The organism is Mycobacterium sp. RTGN6 (assembly GCF_033804605.1).
Taxonomy (GTDB): Bacteria; Actinomycetota; Actinomycetes; order Mycobacteriales; family Mycobacteriaceae; genus Mycobacterium.
Window position 1 is genome coordinate 95,037 of sequence record NZ_JAPZKZ010000006.1, and the last position, 19,319, is coordinate 114,355.

Sequence of the window (19,319 nt, forward strand, 5' to 3'; positions counted from 1 at the left end):
CCTGACCTGCCGAATCGCCGAACCGGTCGACACGCTCGGTGACCTGTGACGGGTACAGTCAGCCCATGACCGAACCGACCCGCGGAGTGCGCCAGAGGCGCAGTAACCGCAGGCCGGGATGGCTCTTGCTGACGGCGTTGCTGGTGCTCGCGATCATCGCGAGCTCTGCCCTGGTGTTCACCAACAAGGTGGAATTGCTCAAGCTTGCGGTCATCATCGCGTTGTGGGCCGCGGTTGTTGCGGCGTTCATCTCGTTCATCTACCGGCGGCAGGCCGACGTCGACCAGGCGCGGGCACGCGACCTCAAACTCGTCTACGACCTACAGCTCGACCGGGAGATCTCCGCCCGCCGCGAGTACGAGTTGTCCGTCGAGTCCCAGTTGCGGCGCGAACTGACGTCGGAGTTGCGGAACCAGGCCTCCGACGAGGTCGCCAGCTTGCGGGCCGAGTTGGCGGCGCTTCGGGCCAACCTCGAGATCCTCTTCGACACCGATCTACAGCATCGGCCCGCGCTGGAGACCGAGCGCACCGCGGTGCACACCTTCGGCAGGGTGATCAGCAGCCGGATCGATGAGGAGGACGCCGAGGACCCCGAGCCCAACACCGACGAGAGCCCGATCATCGACGTGCCCGAGGAGCCGCAACCACCGGAGCACGGTTGGTCGGTGGCGCCCGAGTTTGGTGGCGCGCACCGTAGGCCGTCGGAGCGCGAGCCGATCGCGACGGGGTGGCGTCCGGCCGAGCCGCCGCCCCCGCCAACTCCGCGGCCACGCGATCCCGTGCCGCCGAAGCCGGAGGTTCGGCTGCCGTGGCTGCCGCCCGAGCCGACGCCCGCACCGACTCCGGTGCCTGCTCCTGCTCCGGCACCGCCCCCGGCGGCTGCGTCGACCCCGCCACCCCCGCCCGCGCCGACGCCCGCACCGGCGTGGCAGTCGCCCGAGCCGCCTGCCAGGCCGGCTCCCGCGGTACCCGACTGGCAGCCTGCTCCCGCCGAGGGACAGTTCATCCCGGCGGGGGAGCCGGGTAGCAACTGGACGGCGCCGTCGCTCGACAACGGATCGACGCCGGCCCCTCCGCCCGCCGAACCGGAGCCCGTATCACCCGCGTCGCCCGCGATGGTCCCGCCGCCCGCCGAACCGCCGCGCAGCCGCCACTCGACCTCCGATGCCAACGGCAGTGAAGCACGTCGCCGGGCCAGGCACTGGGCCGCCGACGCGGAGGACCCTGGCCGACCAACGCCCACCCTGGCCACCCCACCTCAGCCGCCCACGCCGCCGCCGCCGCCGCCGCCACCCCCGGACCCAGAACCGCCGCGGGCACGGCACCGTGGGGCCGACGAGCCCGAGCAGGAGCCGAGCTCCGGCCAGCACGCCGGCGGCCAGCCGCTATCCGAACTTCTCGCACGTTTGCAGGTCGGTTCCACGGGAGGCGGGCGTCGCCGACGCCGCGAGGATTGAGCTAGTCTCATGGCGCCCGACCGGTACCCGCGATGCGGGACTGGAACGAATGAAACTCATGACGTCAGCGAGGTCGTCTCCATGGGGACCCCCAACGGACTGCGTCCGGCCAGGCTCGGCATTGGAGTCATCTCCGCAGGTCGGGTGGGTACTGCACTAGGTGTCGCGCTGGAACGGGCCGAGCACGTCGTCGTGGCGTGCAGTGCCATCTCGCACGCATCCCGGCAACGGGCCCAGCGCAGGCTCCCCGACACCCCGGTGCTGCCCGTCCCCGACGTCGCGGCGCGCGCCGAGTTGTTGCTGCTGGCCGTTCCGGACGCAGAACTCGCGGGGCTGGTGTCCGGTCTGGCCACCACGGGTGCGGTTCGTCCGGGCACGATAGTCGTGCATACGTCGGGGGCCAATGGCATCTCGGTGCTCGCACCGCTCACCGAGCTCGGCTGCATACCGCTGGCCGTCCACCCCGCGATGACCTTCACCGGGTCCGACGAGGACATCGCCCGGCTGCGCGATGCGTGCTTCGGCATCACCGCGGCCGACGAGATTGGATACGCGGTCGCCCAATCGTTGGTGCTCGAGATCGGCGGCGAGCCCTTCGGCGTGCGGGAGGACGCGCGATCGCTTTATCACGCCGCGTTGGCGCATGCGGGCAACCACGTGATCACCGTCCTGCTCGATGCCGTCGAGGCGTTGCGTGCCGCGCTGGCGGGCCAGGAGCTGTTGGGACAGGAACTGGTCGACGATGCGCCGGGCGGCCTCGCCGAGCGGGTCATCGCCCCGCTGGCCCGCGCGTCGTTGGAGAATGCGCTGCAACGCGGGCAGGGTGCGCTCACCGGTCCCGTCGCGCGCGGCGACGCGACCGCCGTCGCCCGTCACCTGGACGCGCTAGGACAGGTCGATGCCGAGCTGGCCGAGGCGTATCGCGCGAACTCACTGCGCACGGCGCAACGGGCCCATGCCCCCGACGACGTATTCGCGGTGCTGGCCAGCCCGTCCGACCGAGGGGGACGTCCGTGAGCGAGCGCAAACCGCCGAAGTTCGAGCCGACCGAACTCAACGTCTATTCCAAGCCGCGGGACATGTCGGACGTGTCCCGGGCGCTGCGGACGACGGGTCGTCGGGTGCTGCTGGTGCCGACGATGGGGGCGTTGCACGAGGGTCACCTGGCCCTGGTGAGGGCGGCCAAGCGGGTGCCGGGTGCGGTGGTCGTCGTTTCGATCTTCGTCAACCCCTTGCAGTTTGGAGCCGGCGAGGACCTCGATGCGTACCCGCGCCCACTTGACGACGATCTTGCCGTGCTGCGCGCCGAAGGCGTCGAGGTGGCCTTCACGCCTACCGCCGCCGGCATGTATCCCGACGGGCCGCGGACGACGGTACTGCCCGGCGCGCTGGGTGCCGAACTCGAAGGCCATTCGCGGCCAACCCATTTCGCTGGAATGCTCACGGTGGTGCTGAAGCTGCTGCAGATCGTCCGACCGGATCGGGCGTTCTTCGGCGAGAAGGACTACCAGCAACTGGTGCTCGTCAACCAGATGGTGGCGGACCTCAACGTGGACACCCAGATCGTCGCCGTTCCCATCGTGCGCGAACCCGACGGGCTGGCACTGTCATCGCGCAATCGCTACCTCGACGAGGTGGAACGCGAACAGGCTGGTGCGCTTTCAGCTGCGCTGCTCGCCGGAATGTACGCCGCGGCGCGCGGCACCTCGGAGGCGCTCGACGCGGCGCGTGCGGTGCTCGACGAGGTGCCTGCGATCGACGTCGACTACGTGGAGGTGCGGGACACGTGGCTTGGACCCGCACCCGCAGAAGGGGCGGGCCGGCTGCTGGTCGCGGCCCGGTTGGGGCGAACCCGACTCCTGGACAACATCGCCATCGACATCGGCGCGTCCGCCGGCATCGACGGGCATCCGCGCGTCGATTCGGCCGCGAATCACGAACTACCTTGGAGGAATTGATGTTACGCACGATGCTGAAGTCGAAGATTCACCGTGCGACGGTGACACACGCCGACCTGCACTACGTCGGCTCGGTGACCATCGACGCCGACCTGATGGACGCCGCCGACCTCCTCGAAGGCGAACAGGTGACCATCGTCGACATCGACAACGGCAACCGGCTGGTGACGTACGCGATCACCGGCGCACGCGGCTCGGGCGTCATCGGGATCAACGGGGCCGCAGCACATCTGGTGCACCCGGGCGACCTTGTCATCCTGATCGCCTACGGCACGATGGAGGATGCCGAGGCCCGTGAGTACGCGCCGCGGGTGGTCTTCGTCGACGCGCAGAACCGCCAGCTCGACTTGGGCCACGATCCTGCGTACGTGCCGGCCGACGTCTCCGACCTGATCTCCCCGCGGTAATCCCGTGCTGCTCGCGATCGACGTACGCAACACCCACACCGTCGTCGGGCTGGTGTCGGGCTCCGGTGACCACGCCAAGGTGACGCAAAACTGGCGAATCCGCACCGAGGCCGAGGTCACCGCGGACGAGTTGGCGCTCATCATCGATGGGCTGATCGGTGACGACGCCGAGCGCCTCACCGGTGCCACTGGCCTTTCGACGGTGCCGTCGGTGCTGCACGAGATCCGCCTGATGCTCGAGCAGTACTGGCCATCGGTGCCGCACGTGTTGATCGAACCCGGTGTGCGGACCGGGATTCCGCTGCTGGTGGACAACCCGAAGGAGGTCGGTGCCGATCGCATCGTCAACTGCCTCTCGGCCTATCAGCAGTTCAAGTCCGCATGCATCGTCGTCGACTTCGGTTCGTCCATCTGTGTGGACGTGGTCTCGGCAAAAGGGGAATTCCTCGGTGGCGCAATCGCTCCCGGCGTCCAGGTGTCGTCGGACGCGGCAGCGGCCCGCTCGGCCGCGCTGCGCCGCGTGGAACTGACGCGACCGCGCTCGGTCGTCGGCAAGAACACGGTCGAGTGCATGCAGGCCGGCGCGGTGTTCGGCTTCGCTGGGCTGGTGGACGGATTGGTCAACCGGATTCGGGAGGACGTCGACGGGTTCGCGGGCGACGACGTCGCGGTGGTGGCGACGGGGCACACCGCGCCGCTGGTATTGCCCGATCTGCACAGCGTCGAGCACTACGACAAGTACCTCACGCTCGACGGGCTGCGCCTGGTGTTCGAACGCAACCTCGACAACCAACGCGGCAAGCTGAAGTCGGCCCGCTAGCGCCGCCGAGTTCACTAGTTCGTGAACGGTTCCAGCGGAACGGTGAACGGCTCCAGCGGCACGCGATCCAACGGCTTGCGCGGACTGCCCGACGTGCAACCCGAGACCACGACGTGGCTGCCCGGATTCTGCGCCAGCGCCTGGTCCTCGGCGTCCTTGCGGCTCGCGCCCGTCGCGGTGTTCCACTCCTGCTCACCCTCGATGGCCATGGCGGCGCACGTGTTCTTCTCGATGGCGAAAGTTACACAGTGATTGCCGCCACCGTCCTGGCAGATCGCGAGCGAGTCGATCCTGGCCTTCTCCGAGTCGGGCCTGACGGCAATTCCCGAGACGTCGCTCTGGAATGAGTAGGACAGCGCGATGTACATGTCGGGTGCTGCGTTCGCCGGTGCGGCCACGCCAAACGCGCCGGCCAGTGCAGCGCCTGCGGTGAGCGCTGCGACGACAGTGTTGCGGGTGCGGTTGATCTTCATGGTCACTCCTTCGTCGGTTCCGCGCTCCGGGTGAGCCTCGGTCATCGATAGGAGTGATCCGGTGGTCGCGAGCGGACGGTTTCTTCGGGTGGTCCCGGGTTCATTAAGCTGGCACGTCGTGAGCTCTGCAGATACCCCCGAGGCCGGCCCCAGCGATCAGGACGACCTGCCAGAGCAGTTCCGGATCCGCCAGGCCAAGCGGGAGCGACTGCTCGCCGAGGGGCGCGACCCGTACCCGGTCGAGGTGGCTCGCACTCACACGCTCGCCGAACTGCGAGCGGCCTACCCCGACCTCGCCGCCGACACCGAGACCGGTCAGGTGGTCGGGGTGGCCGCGAGGGTGGTGTTCGCCCGTAACTCGGGCAAGTTGTGCTTTGCCACCCTGCAGGACGGTGACGGCACCCAGCTGCAGGCGATGGTCAGTTTGAATGGCGTCGGCCAGGAATCGCTCGATGCGTGGAAGGCCGACGTCGACCTCGGGGACATCGTCTTCGTGCACGGCGAGGTGATCAGTTCTCGGCGCGGTGAGTTATCTGTGCTTGCCGATTCCTGGCAAATCGTCTCCAAGGCGTTGCGACCGCTTCCCGTGGCGCACAAGGAGATGAGCGAGGAGTCGCGCGTTCGGCAACGCTACGTCGATCTGATCGTCCGGCCCGAGGCGCGCACCATCGCCAGGCAGCGGATCGCGGTCGTGCGGGCGGTGCGTTCCGCGCTGGAACGGCGGGGCTTTCTGGAGGTGGAAACCCCGATGCTGCAGACCATTGCAGGTGGTGCCGCGGCCCGCCCATTCGTGACGCACTCCAATGCGCTCGATGCCGACCTGTATCTGCGCATCGCGCCAGAGTTGTTCCTAAAGCGTTGCTTGGTAGGCGGTTTCGAGAAGGTGTTCGAGTTGAATCGCAACTTTCGAAACGAAGGCGCGGATTCAACGCATTCACCAGAATTTGCGATGCTCGAGACATATCAGGCGTACGGAACCTACGACGATTCCGCAGTCGTGACGCGTGAGCTTATTCAAGAGGTCGCGGACGAGGCGATTGGCACGCGAAGCCTGCCGCTGCCGGATGGCACCACATACGATCTCGACGGAGAATGGGCGACGATACAAATGTATCCGTCGTTGTCGGAAGCGCTCGGTGAAGAGATCACGCCCGAAACCGGCGTCGACCGACTACTCGCGATCGCAGCCAGCCTCGGGGTCGAGATCCCGCGAGACCGTGGTTATGGCCACGGCAAGCTGGTCGAGGAACTGTGGGAACACACCGTCGGAGAGACCTTGTGGGCACCGACATTCGTGCGCGACTTCCCCGTCGAGACCACGCCGTTGGTACGTGGTCACCGCAGCCTTCCAGGCGTCACCGAGAAGTGGGATCTCTACATTCGCCGCTTTGAGCTAGCCACCGGGTATTCCGAACTCATCGACCCCGTCGTACAGCGGGAACGATTCGAGGATCAGGCCAGGGCAGCGGCGGCCGGTGACGACGAGGCAATGCGTCTCGACGAAGATTTCCTGGCTGCATTGGAGTATGCGATGCCGCCGACGACGGGCACCGGAATGGGTATCGACAGGTTGTTGATGGCCCTGACGGGGCTGTCTATTCGGGAGACGATTTTGTTCCCGATTGTCCGCAGGCAAGTTTGAACGGTTCTTCGGTTATCATACTTGTTGAATGATTTGCGTTCATATGTCAGCATTGTGGTCGGAGTTCGGGTAGTACCGACAACGTGCTCAGGCGAGAAGGGTCAGTGTGGTCAAATGGCAAAGAAGGTAACCGTTACCTTGGTCGATGATTTCGACGGTGAGGGTGCTGCCGACGAGACTGTCGAATTCTCCCTTGACGGCGTGAGCTATGAGATCGACCTTTCGTCGAAGAATGCCGCGAAGTTGCGCAACGACCTGAAGCATTGGGTCGAAGCGGGCCGTCGTGTCGGCGGTCGTCGCAGGGGGCGTTCGGCGGGATCGGGTCGGGGGCGTGCGTCGATCGATCGTGAACAGAGCGCTGCCATTCGTGAATGGGCGCGCCGCAACGGTCACAATGTGTCGACCCGCGGCCGCATTCCGGCCGACGTCATCGACGCGTTCCACGCGGCAACGTAGAGGCACGTTGCCAGGTCGCGACCCTTTGCGGTCGTGATCGTGAATCGTTCGCCCACGGCGCAATCACGACGTGGGTATTGGGGAAACGAATGGCCTGAGTTCTGCGTTGCTCGTCTGCAGCGCGGATTGGACCCTGCCGTGGTCGTCAAAAGACGACGACAGGCGGGGCGGCCCGGGCCACCGCCCACTACAGTGGACGGCAGGTGCAGAGCGCGGTGTGCCGCGCAACGAGCTGCGCTATTTGATGGAGAGCAGGTAACCACCGATGTTCGAACGATTTACCGACCGCGCACGGCGCGTCGTCGTCCTGGCCCAAGAAGAGGCCCGGATGCTGAACCACAACTACATCGGCACCGAGCACATCCTCCTTGGACTCATTCACGAGGGCGAAGGCGTCGCTGCGAAGTCGCTGGAATCGCTGGGCATCTCCCTCGAGGGCGTCCGTAGCCAGGTCGAGGAGATCATCGGCCAGGGCCAGCAGGCACCGTCGGGCCACATCCCCTTCACCCCACGCGCCAAGAAGGTCCTCGAGTTGAGCCTGCGCGAGGCGCTGCAGCTCGGCCACAACTACATCGGTACCGAGCACATCCTGCTCGGGCTGATCCGCGAGGGTGAGGGCGTCGCCGCCCAGGTGCTCGTCAAGCTGGGCGCCGAACTCACCCGGGTGCGTCAGCAGGTCATCCAGCTGCTGAGTGGCTACCAGGGCAAGGAAACCGCGGAAGCCGGCACCGGCGGCCGCGGCGGCGAGGCGGGCAACCCGTCCACTTCGCTGGTGCTCGACCAGTTCGGCCGCAACCTGACCGCCGCCGCCATGGAGGGCAAGCTCGACCCCGTCATCGGCCGCGAGAAGGAAATCGAGCGGGTCATGCAGGTGTTGAGCCGCCGCACCAAGAACAACCCGGTGCTGATCGGCGAGCCCGGCGTCGGCAAGACCGCCGTCGTCGAGGGCCTGGCGCAGGCCATCGTGCACGGCGACGTCCCGGAGACACTGAAGGACAAGCAGCTCTACACCCTCGACCTTGGTTCGTTGGTGGCAGGCAGCCGCTACCGCGGTGACTTCGAGGAGCGCCTGAAGAAGGTGCTCAAGGAGATCAACACCCGCGGCGACATCATCCTGTTCATCGACGAGCTGCACACGCTCGTCGGCGCGGGAGCAGCCGAGGGCGCGATCGACGCTGCGTCGATCCTGAAACCGAAGCTCGCTCGTGGTGAACTTCAAACGATCGGCGCCACCACCCTCGACGAGTACCGCAAGTACATCGAGAAGGACGCCGCCCTGGAGCGCCGGTTCCAGCCGGTGCAGGTGGGTGAGCCGACGGTCGAGCACACCATCGAGATCCTCAAGGGTCTGCGCGACCGGTACGAGGCGCACCACCGCGTCTCGATCACCGACGGTGCGATCGCCGCAGCGGCCACGCTGGCCGACCGCTACATCAACGACCGGTTCCTTCCGGACAAGGCCATCGACCTCATCGACGAGGCAGGCGCCCGGATGCGCATCCGCCGGATGACCGCTCCGCCAGACCTGCGCGAGTTCGACGAGAAGATCGCCGACGCGCGCCGGGAGAAGGAGTCCGCGATCGACGCGCAGGACTTCGAGAAGGCAGCCAGCCTGCGCGATCGCGAGAAGACCCTCGTCGCTCAGCGCGCCGAGCGTGAGAAGCAGTGGCGCTCAGGTGATCTCGATGTCGTCGCCGAGGTGGACGACGAGCAGATCGCCGAGGTGCTCGGCAACTGGACCGGCATCCCCGTATTCAAGCTGACCGAAGCCGAGACCACGCGCCTGCTGCGCATGGAGGACGAGCTGCACAAGCGGATCATCGGCCAGGAGGACGCCGTCAAGGCGGTGTCCAAGGCCATCCGGCGTACCCGCGCCGGACTGAAGGATCCGAAGCGTCCGTCGGGCTCGTTCATCTTCGCCGGCCCGTCCGGTGTCGGTAAGACCGAGTTGTCCAAGGCGCTTGCCGAGTTCCTGTTCGGCGACGACGACGCGCTCATCCAGATCGACATGGGCGAGTTCCACGACCGCTTCACCGCGTCGCGGCTGTTCGGTGCCCCTCCGGGCTACGTCGGCTACGAGGAGGGCGGCCAGCTCACTGAGAAGGTGCGCCGCAAGCCGTTCAGCGTCGTGCTGTTCGACGAAATCGAGAAGGCCCACCAGGAGATCTACAACAGCCTCCTGCAGGTCCTCGAGGATGGTCGGCTCACCGACGGTCAGGGCCGCACGGTCGACTTCAAGAACACCGTGCTGATCTTCACGTCGAACCTTGGCACGTCCGACATCAGCAAGGCGGTGGGCCTCGGCTTCACCCAGGGCGGCGGCGAGAACAACTACGAGCGGATGAAGCAGAAGGTCAACGACGAGCTGAAGAAGCACTTCCGCCCCGAGTTCCTCAACCGTATCGACGACATCATCGTCTTCCACCAGCTGACAAGGGAAGAGATCATCCTGATGGTCGATCTGATGATCGGCCGGGTCGAGAAGCAGCTCAAGGCCAAGGACATGACCATGGAGCTGACCGACAAGGCGAAGGCCTTGCTGGCCAAGCGCGGCTTCGACCCGGTGCTGGGTGCTCGCCCGTTGCGGCGCACCATCCAGCGCGAGATCGAAGACCAGTTGAGCGAGAAGATCCTGTTCGACGAGGTCGGACCGGGTCAGCTCGTCACGGTCGACGTCGACAACTGGGACGGCGAGAGCGGAAACATCGAGGACGCGGTCTTCACGTTCGTCGGGGCTCGCAGGCCAGTCGTCGACGCCGAGCCCGACCTGGCCGGCGCCGGTGCGGGTGGCGCAGCTACGGCTACCGCCGCCGAGTAACGCTCACCACACGCAAGGGCTCCCGACTTCTGTCGGGGGCCCTTTGCGTTGGCCGCACCTGATTGGCTGCCCGAAGGTTTAGGATGCTGCTGTACTCGACGGACAGAGGAATCTGGTGCAAGTCCAGAGCGGTCGCGCCACTGTGAAAGTCAGACCCGACGTCCGTCACCCACTACGGGACGCGAAATCCCGAAAGGACGATCGACATGACTTCTTCAGAGGCTCAGAAGGGCGCTGTACGCGCGCTGGACTTCTCCGCGAGCAAGGCCGCGCTTTGGCTGTCGTTGACGGCGTTCCTCGCGCTAGTGCTGCTCTACTTCGTCGGTGTCGATCAGGGCGCGACGTCGGTGTTCGGCGACAACATGTACATCCACGAGTTCGTACATGACGCCCGCCATCTCCTCGGCTTCCCCTGCCACTGAGCGCCTGGAGCTGACGAGACAATGGAAAAGCAGATCATCGGGCGCGGCATTCTGGCCGGCGCCCTTGCAGGGCTGTTCGCCTTCGTCTTCGCGAAGATCTTCCTCGAGCCGGTAATCGGCCGGGCGATCGACTTCGAGGACGGCACATCTGCCGCGCACGAAGCGATGGACGTCGCCGCGGGTGGCCACAGCCACGGCGAGGAGGGTGGCGAATTGTTCACCCGCGGAATCCAATCCACCGTCGGCATGGGCTTCGGGGTGCTGCTGTTCAGCGTCGCCATGGGCGCGCTGTTCGCCGTCGTCTTCGCGGTCGCCTACGGACGCGTGGGCAACGTGTCGGCGCGGGTGGTGTCCGTGCTGGTTGCTGGCGGCATGCTGATCTCACTGTGGATCGTGCCAGCGCTGAAGTATCCGCCGAATCCGCCTGCGACCAGTCTCGACGAGACCATCACGCAGCGGACTCTGCTCTACCTACTGATGGTTGGGCTCTCGGCACTGTTCATGGTCGCCGCGGTGTACCTCGGCCGCCAGCTGGCCCCGAAGCTGGGCGCCTGGAATGCGACCCTGGTCGGCGGCGCGGCGTATCTGGTTGCCGTGTTCGTCGTGATGCTGATCCTGCCCACGATCGACGAAACCCCCGGGCCCATCGTCAGCGATGCAGGGGTGATCGTGTTCCCGGGGTTCTCGGCGGTCGACATGTACGAATTCCGGTTGTACACCTTCGCGACACAGCTGATCATTTGGGCGACAATCGGATTGGTGTTCGCAGCACTGGTCTCGCGTCTGCTGGGCGGGAAGCGGCGTGACGCCGTTGGGGCGAGTCTCACCACGTGAGTGACGTCGTCCGGCTGACTTTCGTGTCACATGGCATGACCGACGCGATCGCAGCCGGACGATTTCCCATCGACGAGCCGCTCAACGCGCTGGGGCAGCGACAGCTCGACGCCACGGTCGAGCTAGGACCGATCGATGCCGCGGTGTGCGGACCCGAGAAGCGAACCCGTCAGACCGCGGAACTGCTCGGGGTGCGCGCCGAGGTCGACGACGCGCTGGCCGACCTCGACTGCGCCACGTGGCGCGGCAACGTGCTTGGTGGAGTGCCACCCGCCGAGCTGGCGATCTGGTTGACCGACCCCGCAGCCGCTCCGCACGGTGGCGAGTCCGTCGTCGGTTTGATCGTCCGGGTCCGGCGCTGGATGGACTCGCTCGGGACGCGGCGCGGCCGGATCGTCGCCGTCACGCACCCGGCCGTGATCCGGGCGTCCGTTCTGGTCGCGCTCGACGCGCCGCCGAAGTCGTTCTGGCGCATCGACGTGAGTCCGGCGAGCCGGACGGTGATGCATCTGCGCGGGCACGCGTGGACGCTGCGCTCCACGGGATGACGCGCGCCATCAGCGCGCGGGTAGCAGGCCGAAGGACTGCGTCGCGATCGAGAGTAGCCACGACGCGGCGGTCTGGCTGCGATAGGCGGGCCAGTTCAATTGGAAGCTGACGACCCACGGCTGGCCGGTGCGGTCCTCGGCGTACCAACTAAAGGTCAAGTCGCCCGGCAGGTTTCCGCCCTTGGCGGCGATGTAGGGCCACTTCGACTTGTCGAGTTCGATGCCGGGGATCGCGGAGAGGATGTCCCGCACCGGTGCGGCGGGACCCGTCGCGGCGGCCTGTAGCGCGGCGTGCACGCGGCAGATGTCGGCGGCGCTCCCGTACCACTCGGCCTCATATGGCGAGGCCGGGGTGTGGGTGCGCTCCGGATCTGGTTCGTAGGGACGCGAATTCGTCTGTTCGAGCAGTTGGGCGCGTACCTGCGGGGACGCCTGCTTCCATTGTTCGCGCACATCCGGCTTGCCCCAGCCGACCGAGAACAACTCGTGCGCGGTGGGGAAGGGCGTCATGGCGGCCGGGTCGTGATGCCGGGCCGCCGCCAACGCGCGCTCGACGGCGCCGGGGCCCAGCCGGTCGATCAGCAGATCGGTGGCCATGTTGTCGCTCGCCGAGATCATCTGCTGTGCGGCTTCCCGCACGGATACCCTTGCGCCGGGCTGAAGTTCGTCGAAACCGGCAGAGCCGACGGCCTTGGCTTCCTTGGTGATCGTCAGCCGGTCGGTCCAACTCAGCGTGCCCGCGTTCACGGCGTCGGCGACGGCAAGCAACACGTAGAGCTTGAAGATCGACGCCAGTGGCAGCGATTCGTCGATGTTGCTTCCCGCGACGGTGGTGCACTTGCCGTCGTTCACCTTCGAAGCCGCATACGAGTAGCGCGCGCCCGACTTGGTCAACTCCGCGTCGACGTCCTGCCACCGGGCCACGCGCGGCTTCGTCAGATTGACCGCGAAACGGTCGACCAGCCCGGCGTCGTTGGTACGCAACACGATGTCCTGGGCGACCGAGTAGGAGTTCAGCACGTGCAGCGTGGCCGCACCCGCGCCGACGTCGATGCCCGTCACCGTGACGGGGCGGTCCCACCACAGCCGGTCCATGGCGCCGGCGACCGCGTCGACGAGTTCGGGGCTGGCCAGCGTCCCAACGTTGGCCGTGCCGATGGGCCAGTCGGAGTTGATCATGTCGACGGTCTGCTTGGCGCGCAGTCCCTGCGGGGTGTTGGTGTCGATGTGGACGCCGTAGGCGGCCTCAGCAGGCGGCGGACCGGTGGGGGAACAGCTGCAAGCAAGGGCGACGACTAACGAGACGACGGCTGCGACCCCCGCTGCCCGGCGTCGCGCCCGGCTTGCGCTACTACTGGGCGCTGGACCCTGCAACGTCCAACACGACCTCGAATTCGAGCAGCGACGCACCGGTTGCGACCGGGTTGGTCTGCTGCCCCTTGTGCGCCTCGATCGCCGGCCCGCTGGCCCAGGCCTGGAAGGCCTCCTCGGACTCCCACTGCGTCACTACGAAGTAGCGGTTCTCGCCCTTGACCGGACGGAGGAGCTGAAAGCCCAGGAATCCGGGCTGATTGTCGACGGCGTGAGCCCGGTGAGCGAAGCGCTTCTCCAACTCGGGGCCTGCGTCGGACGGAACCTCGATCGCATTGATCTTCACCACGGCCATGCGGTTCAGGTTACCGTGCCGTCTTCTCTGCCAGCCGAGGCGGCAAGATTGCGGCATGGGCACCCAACTGCTGACGGCGCGCGGCGGCGACGGCCCGCCCATCGTCCTGGTGCACGGCCTCATGGGCCGCGGCAGCACGTGGTCGCGTCAACTTCCGTGGCTGACCGGGCATGGCAGCGTTTACACCTACGACGCACCGTGGCACCGTGGCCGCGACGTCGCCGACGACCAGCCCATCGCCACCGAGCGGTTCGTCGCTGACCTCGGCGACGCGGTGACGACGTTGGGCACGCCGGCCACCCTGGTGGGGCATTCGATGGGGGGCCTGCACGCCTGGTGTCTTGCGGCGGTGCGGCCCGAACTCGTCGCGGCTCTGGTGGTGGAGGACATGGCGCCCGACTTCCGCGGCCGCACCACCGGGCCATGGGAGCCGTGGCTGCACGCGCTGCCCGTCGAATTCGGTTCTGTGGAAGAGATTTTCGCGGAGTTCGGGGACGTCGCCGGGCGCTACTTCTCCGAGGCGTTCGATCGGACGGCGACGGGGTGGCGGTTGCACGGGCGCCCCGAGCGCTGGATCGAGATCGCGGCCGAGTGGGGCACGCGGGACTACTGGCGGCAGTGGCGCGACGTGAGTGCGCCGGCGCTGTTGATCGAGGCGGGCAATTCAGTGGCGCCCGCGGGGCAGATGGCGCAGATGCACGAGACCGGTCACCGGGCTACCTACGTGCGGGTGCCCGGTGCCGGCCATCTGGTGCACGACGACGCGCCACAGGAATACCGCGGCGCTGTCGAGACGTTTTTAACGTCGTTCGCCCATCACGCCTGACACCGGCCAGGCCGGGGCCTGCTCGAAACGAGTCCTTGCGGCGTCTGCGTCGTGCTGGATGCGATACCAGTCAGGGTCGTCGGCCACACCGGCCAAATACGACCGCATCGGGTTCGAGCGGTGCGACGCCCAACTGAGCGCCGCAGCGATGGCGAAGGGGGCCGCGAGGATGAGGAAGGTCAGTATCACGTTCATGGCAGCAATTATTCGGCCAATCATATTCCGCCAACAGTGGCAGAACTGACTCCCTACGATAAGATACTGCCATGATTGAATCAGTCTCGGCGCTGGCGCTCGACGGCCTCGCGGTCTTCGAGTTCGGCGTGCTCTGCGAGGTGTTCGGTATCGACCGCTCCGCAGACGGCGTGCCCAACTTCGACTTCAAGGTCTGTGGACCCGAAGCCGGGCGGCCGCTGCGCACCTCCGTCGGCGCCTCCCTGACGCCCGACCACGACTTCAGCGCGCTCGTCGGCGCGGACCTGGTGGCCATCCCGGCCATCGGCGGCTCGGAGTACCTACCGGAGGCACTCGACGCCGTGCGGGCCGCGGCCGACGCGGGCGCGATCATCCTGACCGTGTGCTCTGGCGCGTTCGTCGCGGGCGCCGCCGGCCTGCTCGACGGGCGGCCGTGCACGACGCACTGGATGCACGCCGACGAGCTCGCCCGGCTCTATCCGACGGCACGCGTCGACCGCAACGTGCTGTTCGTCGACGACGGCAACCTGATCACCAGTGCGGGCACCGCCGCGGGCATCGACGCATGCCTGCACCTGGTACGGCGCGAACTGGGCAGCGAGGTCACCAACAAGATCGCCCGCCGCATGGTCGTCCCGCCGCAACGCGATGGTGGACAGCGTCAGTACATCGATCAGCCGATCCCGGTGCGCTGCTCGGAAGGCTTTGCGCCACACCTGGACTGGATACTGACCAACCTCGAGCACCCGCACACCGTCGCCACACTGGCCAAGCGGGCGAGCATGTCGGCGCGGACGTTCGCGCGACGGTTCGTCGAGGAGACCGGTCGGACGCCCATGCAGTGGGTCACGGACCAGCGCGTGCTGTACGCCCGCCGGCTGCTCGAGGAGACCGACCTCGACATCGATCGCGTGGCCGACAGCTCCGGCTTCGGTACCGCGACGCTGCTGCGTCACCACTTCCGTCGGGTCATCGGCGTGACTCCGTCGGACTACCGCCGCCGGTTCTCGTGCGGCGAATCAAGCGTTGCCGCTACCGCATAGCGCGAGCAAGGCGGTACAGCCGCCAGCTGCCAGGTACGCCCTTCAGTTCGTACTCGCCGCGTTCGTCGAACGTGTGACGGGAGCCGGTGACGATCTCGCTCACCGTCGACGAGACGAGGATCTCGCTCGCTCCGGCGTACCCGGCGACGCGAGCGCCGATGTGCACGGCCATGCCCGCGATGTCGTCGCCCCGCACCTCGACCTCGCCGGCGTGAATGCCGACCCGCACCTCGATACCGAGCTCGCGGACCGCGGCGACGATCGATTCCGCGCAATCGATGGCGCCACTGGGACTGGAGAACGTCGCGACGAAACCGTCACCGGCCGTGTTGACTTCGTGGCCGCGGAAGCGTTCGAGTTGGTGCCGGACAGTCTTGTCGTGGCTGTCGAGCAGGTCCCGCCAGCGGTCGTCGCCCATGGTGGCCGCCCGTGAGGTCGAACCGACGATGTCGGTGAACACGATCGTGGTGAGCACGCGCTCGATGACCGAGCCGGCCCGCGCGCCGGTGATGAACTCCTCGACCTCGTCGAGGATCGCGGCGCTGTCGCCCACCCAGTACAACGAGTCCGCGCCTGGCAATTCGACATAGCGGGAGTCCGCGATGTGCTGGCCGAGGTAGCGGCCGTGGCTGGCCAGTATGAACGGGGAGTCGGCGCGATGCAGGATCAGCGTCGGCGCGGTGATCAGAGGCAGCTTGGCGCGCGCATCGGCGTCGGTCAGGGCCTGATTCGACTTGCGGGCCATGCTCGGTGATGCGGCGCGGTTGCCCGCGATGTCCCACCAGGTGCGGAACGCGGGATCGGCGGCGACCGACGGCGCCACCAACTGGAGCACGTCGAAACCCTGCTCGACGGCATCCGGGTCGATCGCCTGGGTCGTGAAGGTGTCTGGGCTGGAGCGCGAGCCGTGGTCGTAGTCCGGCGCCCACATCGGGCGGGCAGTGCCATTCACGATCACCAGGCCGGCCACCCGCTCGGGATGATCGGCGGCCAGTAGCAGCGCACTGACCGACGTGACGCCGGATACGAAGATCGTGGCACGTTCGCATCCGACCGCATCCATGACAGTGACTACGTCCTCTGCCCAGCAGGACGGGGTGATCGTGTCCGCGGATCCGATTTGCGAAGACATGCCCATGCCGCGGTGGTCGAGTCGGATCACCCGGCTGAACGAGGCCAGCCGCCGGAAGAAGCGGTACATGGACGGTTCGTCGTCGATCGAATCGATCGGGATGAATGGACCAGGCATCACGATCAGATCGCTTGGGCCGTCGCCGAGTACCTGGTAGGCGATGTCCAGGTCACCACGCGACGCGTAGCGAGTTCGGGGTGCCCGCGACACAGCCACGGACAGAAGGCTAGTTGAGTTCGCCCGGTCGTGACGACGCTTCACCCGCGAGCGCAAACCGGCCATCCTGGGTCTGCTCGACGAGACCGTCGACCAGTAGCGAGTCGAGCGCGCGATCCCGTTGCGCGGTGTCACTCGTCCACGCCACGTCGAGCTGTGCGCGCGTGACGGGGCCGTCGCCCGCGCGCAGCACGTCCAGCAGGCGCCCGCGCACCTGACGGTCGGTGCCCGCGTAGCGCTGCGGCCGACGCGCTGGCGTCGTCGCGGGCGGGAATCCGGCGGCTCGCCACGCGCACGTGCTCAGCGGACACAGCCCACATCGCGGCGACCGGGCCGTGCACACTGTCGCGCCGAGCTCCATCAGCGCCACCGAAAACCGCGGTGCGTCAGCGTCATTGGGCAGTAGCGCGGACACGTCGGCGAGGTCGCGCACGCTCGCGGGCGAGTCCGCCCGTCCGTGCACGACCCTTGCGACCACCCGCCGCACGTTGGTGTCGACCACGGGGACGCGCTTGCCGTAGGCGAAGCACGCGACGGCCCGCGCCGTGTACGCACCGATGCCTGGCAGCGTCAACAACACGTCGACGTCGTCGGGCACCCGGTCCCCGTGCTCGGTCGCGATCACCGTCGCGCACTCGTGCAACCGCTTGGCCCGCCGCGGGTAGCCGAGCTTGCCCCACGCGCGCAGCACGTCGGCCGCGCTGGCCGCGGCGGTGGCCGAGGGCGTCGGCCACCGGGCGATCCAGGCCAGCCAGATGGGCTCGACCCGCGCCACCGGCGTCTGTTGAAGCATGAACTCGCTGACCAGGACCTGCCAGGGCGTGACACCCGGCCGCCGCCAGGGCAGGTCGCGTTGCTCGCGGCCGTACCAGGTGAGCAGTTCGCTCGAATCGATCATCTGACGCCGTTCGGGCACAATGAGCGCCATGCCTCGGACCAGCCCAGTAACCGCATGGAAAGCACTGAAGGAGGGTAACGAGCGATTCGTCGCCGGCCAGCCAGCGCATCCCAGCCAGGGGATCGACGACCGAGCCAGGCTGACTCACGGGCAGAAGCCCACTGCGGTGGTGTTCGGCTGCGCCGACAGCCGGGTGGCCGCCGAGATCATCTTCGATCAGGGCCTTGGCGACATGTTCGTGGTGCGCACCGCGGGCCACGTCGCCGACTCGGCCGTTTTGGGTTCCATCGAGTACGCCGTCACCGTGCTCGACGTGCCGCTGGTCGTGGTGCTCGGCCACGACAGTTGCGGCGCTGTGAAGGCGACGTTGGCGGCCCTCGACGATGGCGACGTGCCCGGTGGCTATGTCCGTGACATCGTCGAACGCATCACCCCGTCGATCCTGCTCGGACGTCACGCGGGGTTGAGCCGTGTCGACGAGTTCGAGACCCAGCACGTCAACGAGACGGTCAAGCAGTTGAGGATCCGCTCCGCTGCGATCGCTGAGCGGATCATTACCGGCAAACTGGCGATCGTCGGGGCCACCTACCATCTGGCCGAAGGGCGGGTGGCGCTCCGCGACCACCTGGGCGACATCGGCGAGGGCACCTAGCCGACCGTTCGGACATGTTCGAGTGGCGACACGCCGGGCTGGGTCGGACGACTAGCGGTGACCTGGCCTTACCGTGGAGATTGTGCTGGATCTAGAACCGCATGGCCCGCTGCCGTCAGAGATCTACCGACGGCGCCGGATGCTCGCAATCGGGGTCGCCGCCCTCGTCGTCGCCGTGGTCGTGGCCATCGTGTTAGTCGTCGTGTCGAACGCCACCGGCGACACCAAGACCGAACAGGCGCCGTCCGCGGCGGCTGGGCCGACACCGCTTCCCGGAGAGAACCCCGAGGTCAAGTCCCCCGTGCTTCCGCCGGCGCCACAGGCGCCGCCGCCGACGGCGACGCCTACTGCGGCCGTCACCCCGCCCCCGGTGCTCAAGGAGGGCGACGACTGCCCCGATTCGACCCTGGCGGTCAAGGGCATCACCAGCCAACCTGATTACGTCGTCGGCGATCAGCCCAAGTTCACGATGGTCGTCACCAACATCGGACTCGTCGCCTGCAAGCGCGACGTCGGCGCCGCGGTGCTGGCGGCTTACGTCTACGGACTCGACAACGCACGGTTGTGGTCCAACCTGGACTGCGCACCGTCCAACGAAACCCTGGTCAAGACGTTCAACCCGGGTGAGCAGGTGACCACCGAGGTGACATGGACCGGAATGGGCTCGGCGCCCAACTGCCCGCTGCCGCGTCAGCCGATCGGCCCTGGCACCTACAACCTGGTCGTTCAGCTGGGCAATCTTCGGTCGGCCACCATGCCGTTCGCGATCGCCGAAGCCGCTCCGGCGCCTCCGGGCGAGGCACCGCCGCCTGCCCCGGAAGGCGAAGCTCAGCCAGAGGCTCCCGCCGGAAACTGA

21 protein-coding genes and 1 riboswitch are annotated in these 19,319 nt (G+C 67.3%); of the genes, 15 read left to right on the plus strand and 6 right to left on the minus strand.

Annotated features, from left to right (window positions below):
* The first annotated feature begins 65 nt into the window (after nt 1–65).
* From SLQ33_RS15925 to SLQ33_RS15945, 5 genes are all read left to right on the plus strand, one after another.
* Nucleotides 66–1,457, plus strand: a complete 1,392-nt coding sequence (locus tag SLQ33_RS15925) for a DUF6779 domain-containing protein (RefSeq protein ID WP_319454837.1) — start codon at nt 66–68, stop codon at nt 1,455–1,457.
* Between the two features lie 81 nt (nt 1,458–1,538).
* Entirely contained in the window at nt 1,539–2,474 is a 936-nt protein-coding gene (locus SLQ33_RS15930; protein WP_319454838.1) for a Rossmann-like and DUF2520 domain-containing protein, read from the plus strand.
* Nucleotides 2,471–3,415, plus strand: coding sequence for a pantoate--beta-alanine ligase (gene panC / locus SLQ33_RS15935; protein ID WP_319454839.1), 945 nt, complete (start codon nt 2,471–2,473; stop codon nt 3,413–3,415). The genes SLQ33_RS15930 and panC overlap by 4 nt, the downstream gene beginning before the upstream one ends.
* Nucleotides 3,415–3,822: an aspartate 1-decarboxylase gene (panD, locus tag SLQ33_RS15940; RefSeq protein WP_319454840.1), complete on the plus strand. Its 408-nt coding sequence runs from the start codon at nt 3,415–3,417 to the stop codon at nt 3,820–3,822. Before panC ends, panD begins: the two co-directional genes overlap by 1 nt.
* 4 nt (nt 3,823–3,826) lie before the next feature.
* Nucleotides 3,827–4,642, plus strand: a complete 816-nt coding sequence (locus tag SLQ33_RS15945) for a type III pantothenate kinase (RefSeq protein WP_319454841.1) — start codon at nt 3,827–3,829, stop codon at nt 4,640–4,642.
* Between the two features lie 14 nt (nt 4,643–4,656).
* Here SLQ33_RS15945 and SLQ33_RS15950 read toward each other — a convergent pair whose 3' ends face one another.
* The gene (locus SLQ33_RS15950) at nt 4,657–5,115 is read right to left on the minus strand and encodes a DUF4189 domain-containing protein (protein ID WP_319454842.1); all 459 of its coding nucleotides are present in this window, start codon (nt 5,113–5,115) and stop codon (nt 4,657–4,659) included.
* Nucleotides 5,116–5,233: 118 nt separating this feature from the next.
* On the opposite strand from SLQ33_RS15950, the gene lysS reads away from it, so the two are divergent.
* The 6 genes from lysS (at nt 5,234) to SLQ33_RS15980 (ending at nt 11,835) form a co-directional block, all read left to right on the plus strand.
* Nucleotides 5,234–6,757, plus strand: a complete 1,524-nt coding sequence (gene lysS / locus SLQ33_RS15955; RefSeq protein ID WP_319455155.1) for a lysine--tRNA ligase — start codon at nt 5,234–5,236, stop codon at nt 6,755–6,757.
* 114 nt (nt 6,758–6,871) lie between these two features.
* The gene (gene lsr2, locus SLQ33_RS15960) at nt 6,872–7,213 is read left to right on the plus strand and encodes a histone-like nucleoid-structuring protein Lsr2 (RefSeq protein WP_319455156.1); all 342 of its coding nucleotides are present in this window, start codon (nt 6,872–6,874) and stop codon (nt 7,211–7,213) included.
* Nucleotides 7,214–7,478: 265 nt separating this feature from the next.
* The gene (clpC1, locus tag SLQ33_RS15965; protein WP_319454843.1) at nt 7,479–10,031 is read left to right on the plus strand and encodes an ATP-dependent protease ATP-binding subunit ClpC; all 2,553 of its coding nucleotides are present in this window, start codon (nt 7,479–7,481) and stop codon (nt 10,029–10,031) included.
* 72 nt (nt 10,032–10,103) lie between these two features.
* A riboswitch (cobalamin riboswitch) is annotated at nt 10,104–10,285 on the plus strand.
* Nucleotides 10,277–10,453 carry a CbtB domain-containing protein gene (locus tag SLQ33_RS15970; protein WP_319455157.1) on the plus strand — a complete coding sequence of 59 codons (177 nt, stop codon included), beginning with the start codon at nt 10,277–10,279 and terminating at the stop codon, nt 10,451–10,453. It overlaps the preceding riboswitch by 9 nt.
* Nucleotides 10,454–10,474: 21 nt before the next feature.
* Nucleotides 10,475–11,287: a CbtA family protein gene (locus SLQ33_RS15975; RefSeq protein ID WP_319454844.1), complete on the plus strand. Its 813-nt coding sequence runs from the start codon at nt 10,475–10,477 to the stop codon at nt 11,285–11,287.
* Nucleotides 11,284–11,835, plus strand: coding sequence for a histidine phosphatase family protein (locus SLQ33_RS15980; protein ID WP_319454845.1), 552 nt, complete (start codon nt 11,284–11,286; stop codon nt 11,833–11,835). The genes SLQ33_RS15975 and SLQ33_RS15980 overlap by 4 nt, the downstream gene beginning before the upstream one ends.
* Nucleotides 11,836–11,844: 9 nt before the next feature.
* Here the strand turns inward: SLQ33_RS15980 and SLQ33_RS15985 are convergent, their stop codons facing one another.
* On the minus strand, nt 11,845–13,209 hold the full coding sequence (locus SLQ33_RS15985) for a serine hydrolase (RefSeq protein ID WP_319454846.1): 1,365 nt from the start codon (nt 13,207–13,209) through the stop codon (nt 11,845–11,847).
* Entirely contained in the window at nt 13,187–13,501 is a 315-nt protein-coding gene (mhuD, locus tag SLQ33_RS15990; RefSeq protein WP_319454847.1) for a mycobilin-forming heme oxygenase MhuD, read from the minus strand. The genes SLQ33_RS15985 and mhuD overlap by 23 nt, the downstream gene beginning before the upstream one ends.
* Nucleotides 13,502–13,556: 55 nt before the next feature.
* On the opposite strand from mhuD, the gene SLQ33_RS15995 reads away from it, so the two are divergent.
* Complete coding sequence (locus SLQ33_RS15995) at nt 13,557–14,327, plus strand: alpha/beta hydrolase (protein ID WP_319454848.1); 771 nt, start codon at nt 13,557–13,559, stop codon at nt 14,325–14,327.
* On the opposite strand, the gene SLQ33_RS16000 is transcribed toward SLQ33_RS15995, so the two are convergent.
* Nucleotides 14,301–14,522 carry a hypothetical protein gene (locus SLQ33_RS16000; RefSeq protein ID WP_319454849.1) on the minus strand — a complete coding sequence of 74 codons (222 nt, stop codon included), beginning with the start codon at nt 14,520–14,522 and terminating at the stop codon, nt 14,301–14,303. The genes SLQ33_RS15995 and SLQ33_RS16000 overlap by 27 nt on opposite strands.
* Nucleotides 14,523–14,593: 71 nt before the next feature.
* On the opposite strand from SLQ33_RS16000, the gene SLQ33_RS16005 reads away from it, so the two are divergent.
* Nucleotides 14,594–15,565 (plus strand): GlxA family transcriptional regulator, encoded by a 972-nt coding sequence (locus tag SLQ33_RS16005; RefSeq protein ID WP_319454850.1) that lies wholly within the window; start codon nt 14,594–14,596, stop codon nt 15,563–15,565.
* Here SLQ33_RS16005 and SLQ33_RS16010 read toward each other — a convergent pair.
* Both SLQ33_RS16010 and SLQ33_RS16015 read right to left on the minus strand, forming a co-directional pair.
* A complete protein-coding gene (locus SLQ33_RS16010) occupies nt 15,555–16,907 on the minus strand; it encodes an adenylate/guanylate cyclase domain-containing protein (RefSeq protein WP_319455158.1) in 1,353 nt (450 codons plus the stop codon). The two genes, SLQ33_RS16005 and SLQ33_RS16010, sit on opposite strands and share 11 nt — an antisense overlap.
* A gap of 16 nt (nt 16,908–16,923) precedes the next feature.
* Complete coding sequence (locus SLQ33_RS16015) at nt 16,924–17,841, minus strand: A/G-specific adenine glycosylase (protein WP_319454851.1); 918 nt, start codon at nt 17,839–17,841, stop codon at nt 16,924–16,926.
* Here SLQ33_RS16015 and SLQ33_RS16020 point away from each other — a divergent pair.
* The gene (locus tag SLQ33_RS16020) at nt 17,840–18,463 is read left to right on the plus strand and encodes a carbonic anhydrase (protein ID WP_319454852.1); all 624 of its coding nucleotides are present in this window, start codon (nt 17,840–17,842) and stop codon (nt 18,461–18,463) included. The two genes, SLQ33_RS16015 and SLQ33_RS16020, sit on opposite strands and share 2 nt — an antisense overlap.
* 82 nt (nt 18,464–18,545) lie before the next feature.
* Nucleotides 18,546–19,319, plus strand: a complete 774-nt coding sequence (locus SLQ33_RS16025) for a hypothetical protein (RefSeq protein ID WP_319454853.1) — start codon at nt 18,546–18,548, stop codon at nt 19,317–19,319.

Excerpts from the sequence above, each read along its gene's own strand:
- SLQ33_RS15925 (WP_319454837.1), top strand. The coding sequence starts at position 66 with ATGACCGAACCGACCCGCGGAGTGCGCCAGAGGCGCAGTAACCGCAGG.
- SLQ33_RS15930 (WP_319454838.1), top strand. The coding sequence starts at position 1,539 with ATGGGGACCCCCAACGGACTGCGTCCGGCCAGGCTCGGCATTGGAGTC.
- panD (WP_319454840.1), top strand. The coding sequence starts at position 3,415 with ATGTTACGCACGATGCTGAAGTCGAAGATTCACCGTGCGACGGTGACA.
- SLQ33_RS15950 (WP_319454842.1), bottom strand. The coding sequence starts at position 5,115 with ATGAAGATCAACCGCACCCGCAACACTGTCGTCGCAGCGCTCACCGCA.
- lsr2 (WP_319455156.1), top strand. The coding sequence starts at position 6,872 with ATGGCAAAGAAGGTAACCGTTACCTTGGTCGATGATTTCGACGGTGAG.
- clpC1 (WP_319454843.1), top strand. The coding sequence starts at position 7,479 with ATGTTCGAACGATTTACCGACCGCGCACGGCGCGTCGTCGTCCTGGCC.
- SLQ33_RS15975 (WP_319454844.1), top strand. The coding sequence starts at position 10,475 with ATGGAAAAGCAGATCATCGGGCGCGGCATTCTGGCCGGCGCCCTTGCA.
- mhuD (WP_319454847.1), bottom strand. The coding sequence starts at position 13,501 with ATGGCCGTGGTGAAGATCAATGCGATCGAGGTTCCGTCCGACGCAGGC.
- SLQ33_RS15995 (WP_319454848.1), top strand. The coding sequence starts at position 13,557 with ATGGGCACCCAACTGCTGACGGCGCGCGGCGGCGACGGCCCGCCCATC.
- SLQ33_RS16000 (WP_319454849.1), bottom strand. The coding sequence starts at position 14,522 with ATGAACGTGATACTGACCTTCCTCATCCTCGCGGCCCCCTTCGCCATC.
- SLQ33_RS16005 (WP_319454850.1), top strand. The coding sequence starts at position 14,594 with ATGATTGAATCAGTCTCGGCGCTGGCGCTCGACGGCCTCGCGGTCTTC.
- SLQ33_RS16020 (WP_319454852.1), top strand. The coding sequence starts at position 17,840 with ATGCCTCGGACCAGCCCAGTAACCGCATGGAAAGCACTGAAGGAGGGT.
- SLQ33_RS16015 (WP_319454851.1), bottom strand. The coding sequence starts at position 17,841 with ATGGCGCTCATTGTGCCCGAACGGCGTCAGATGATCGATTCGAGCGAA.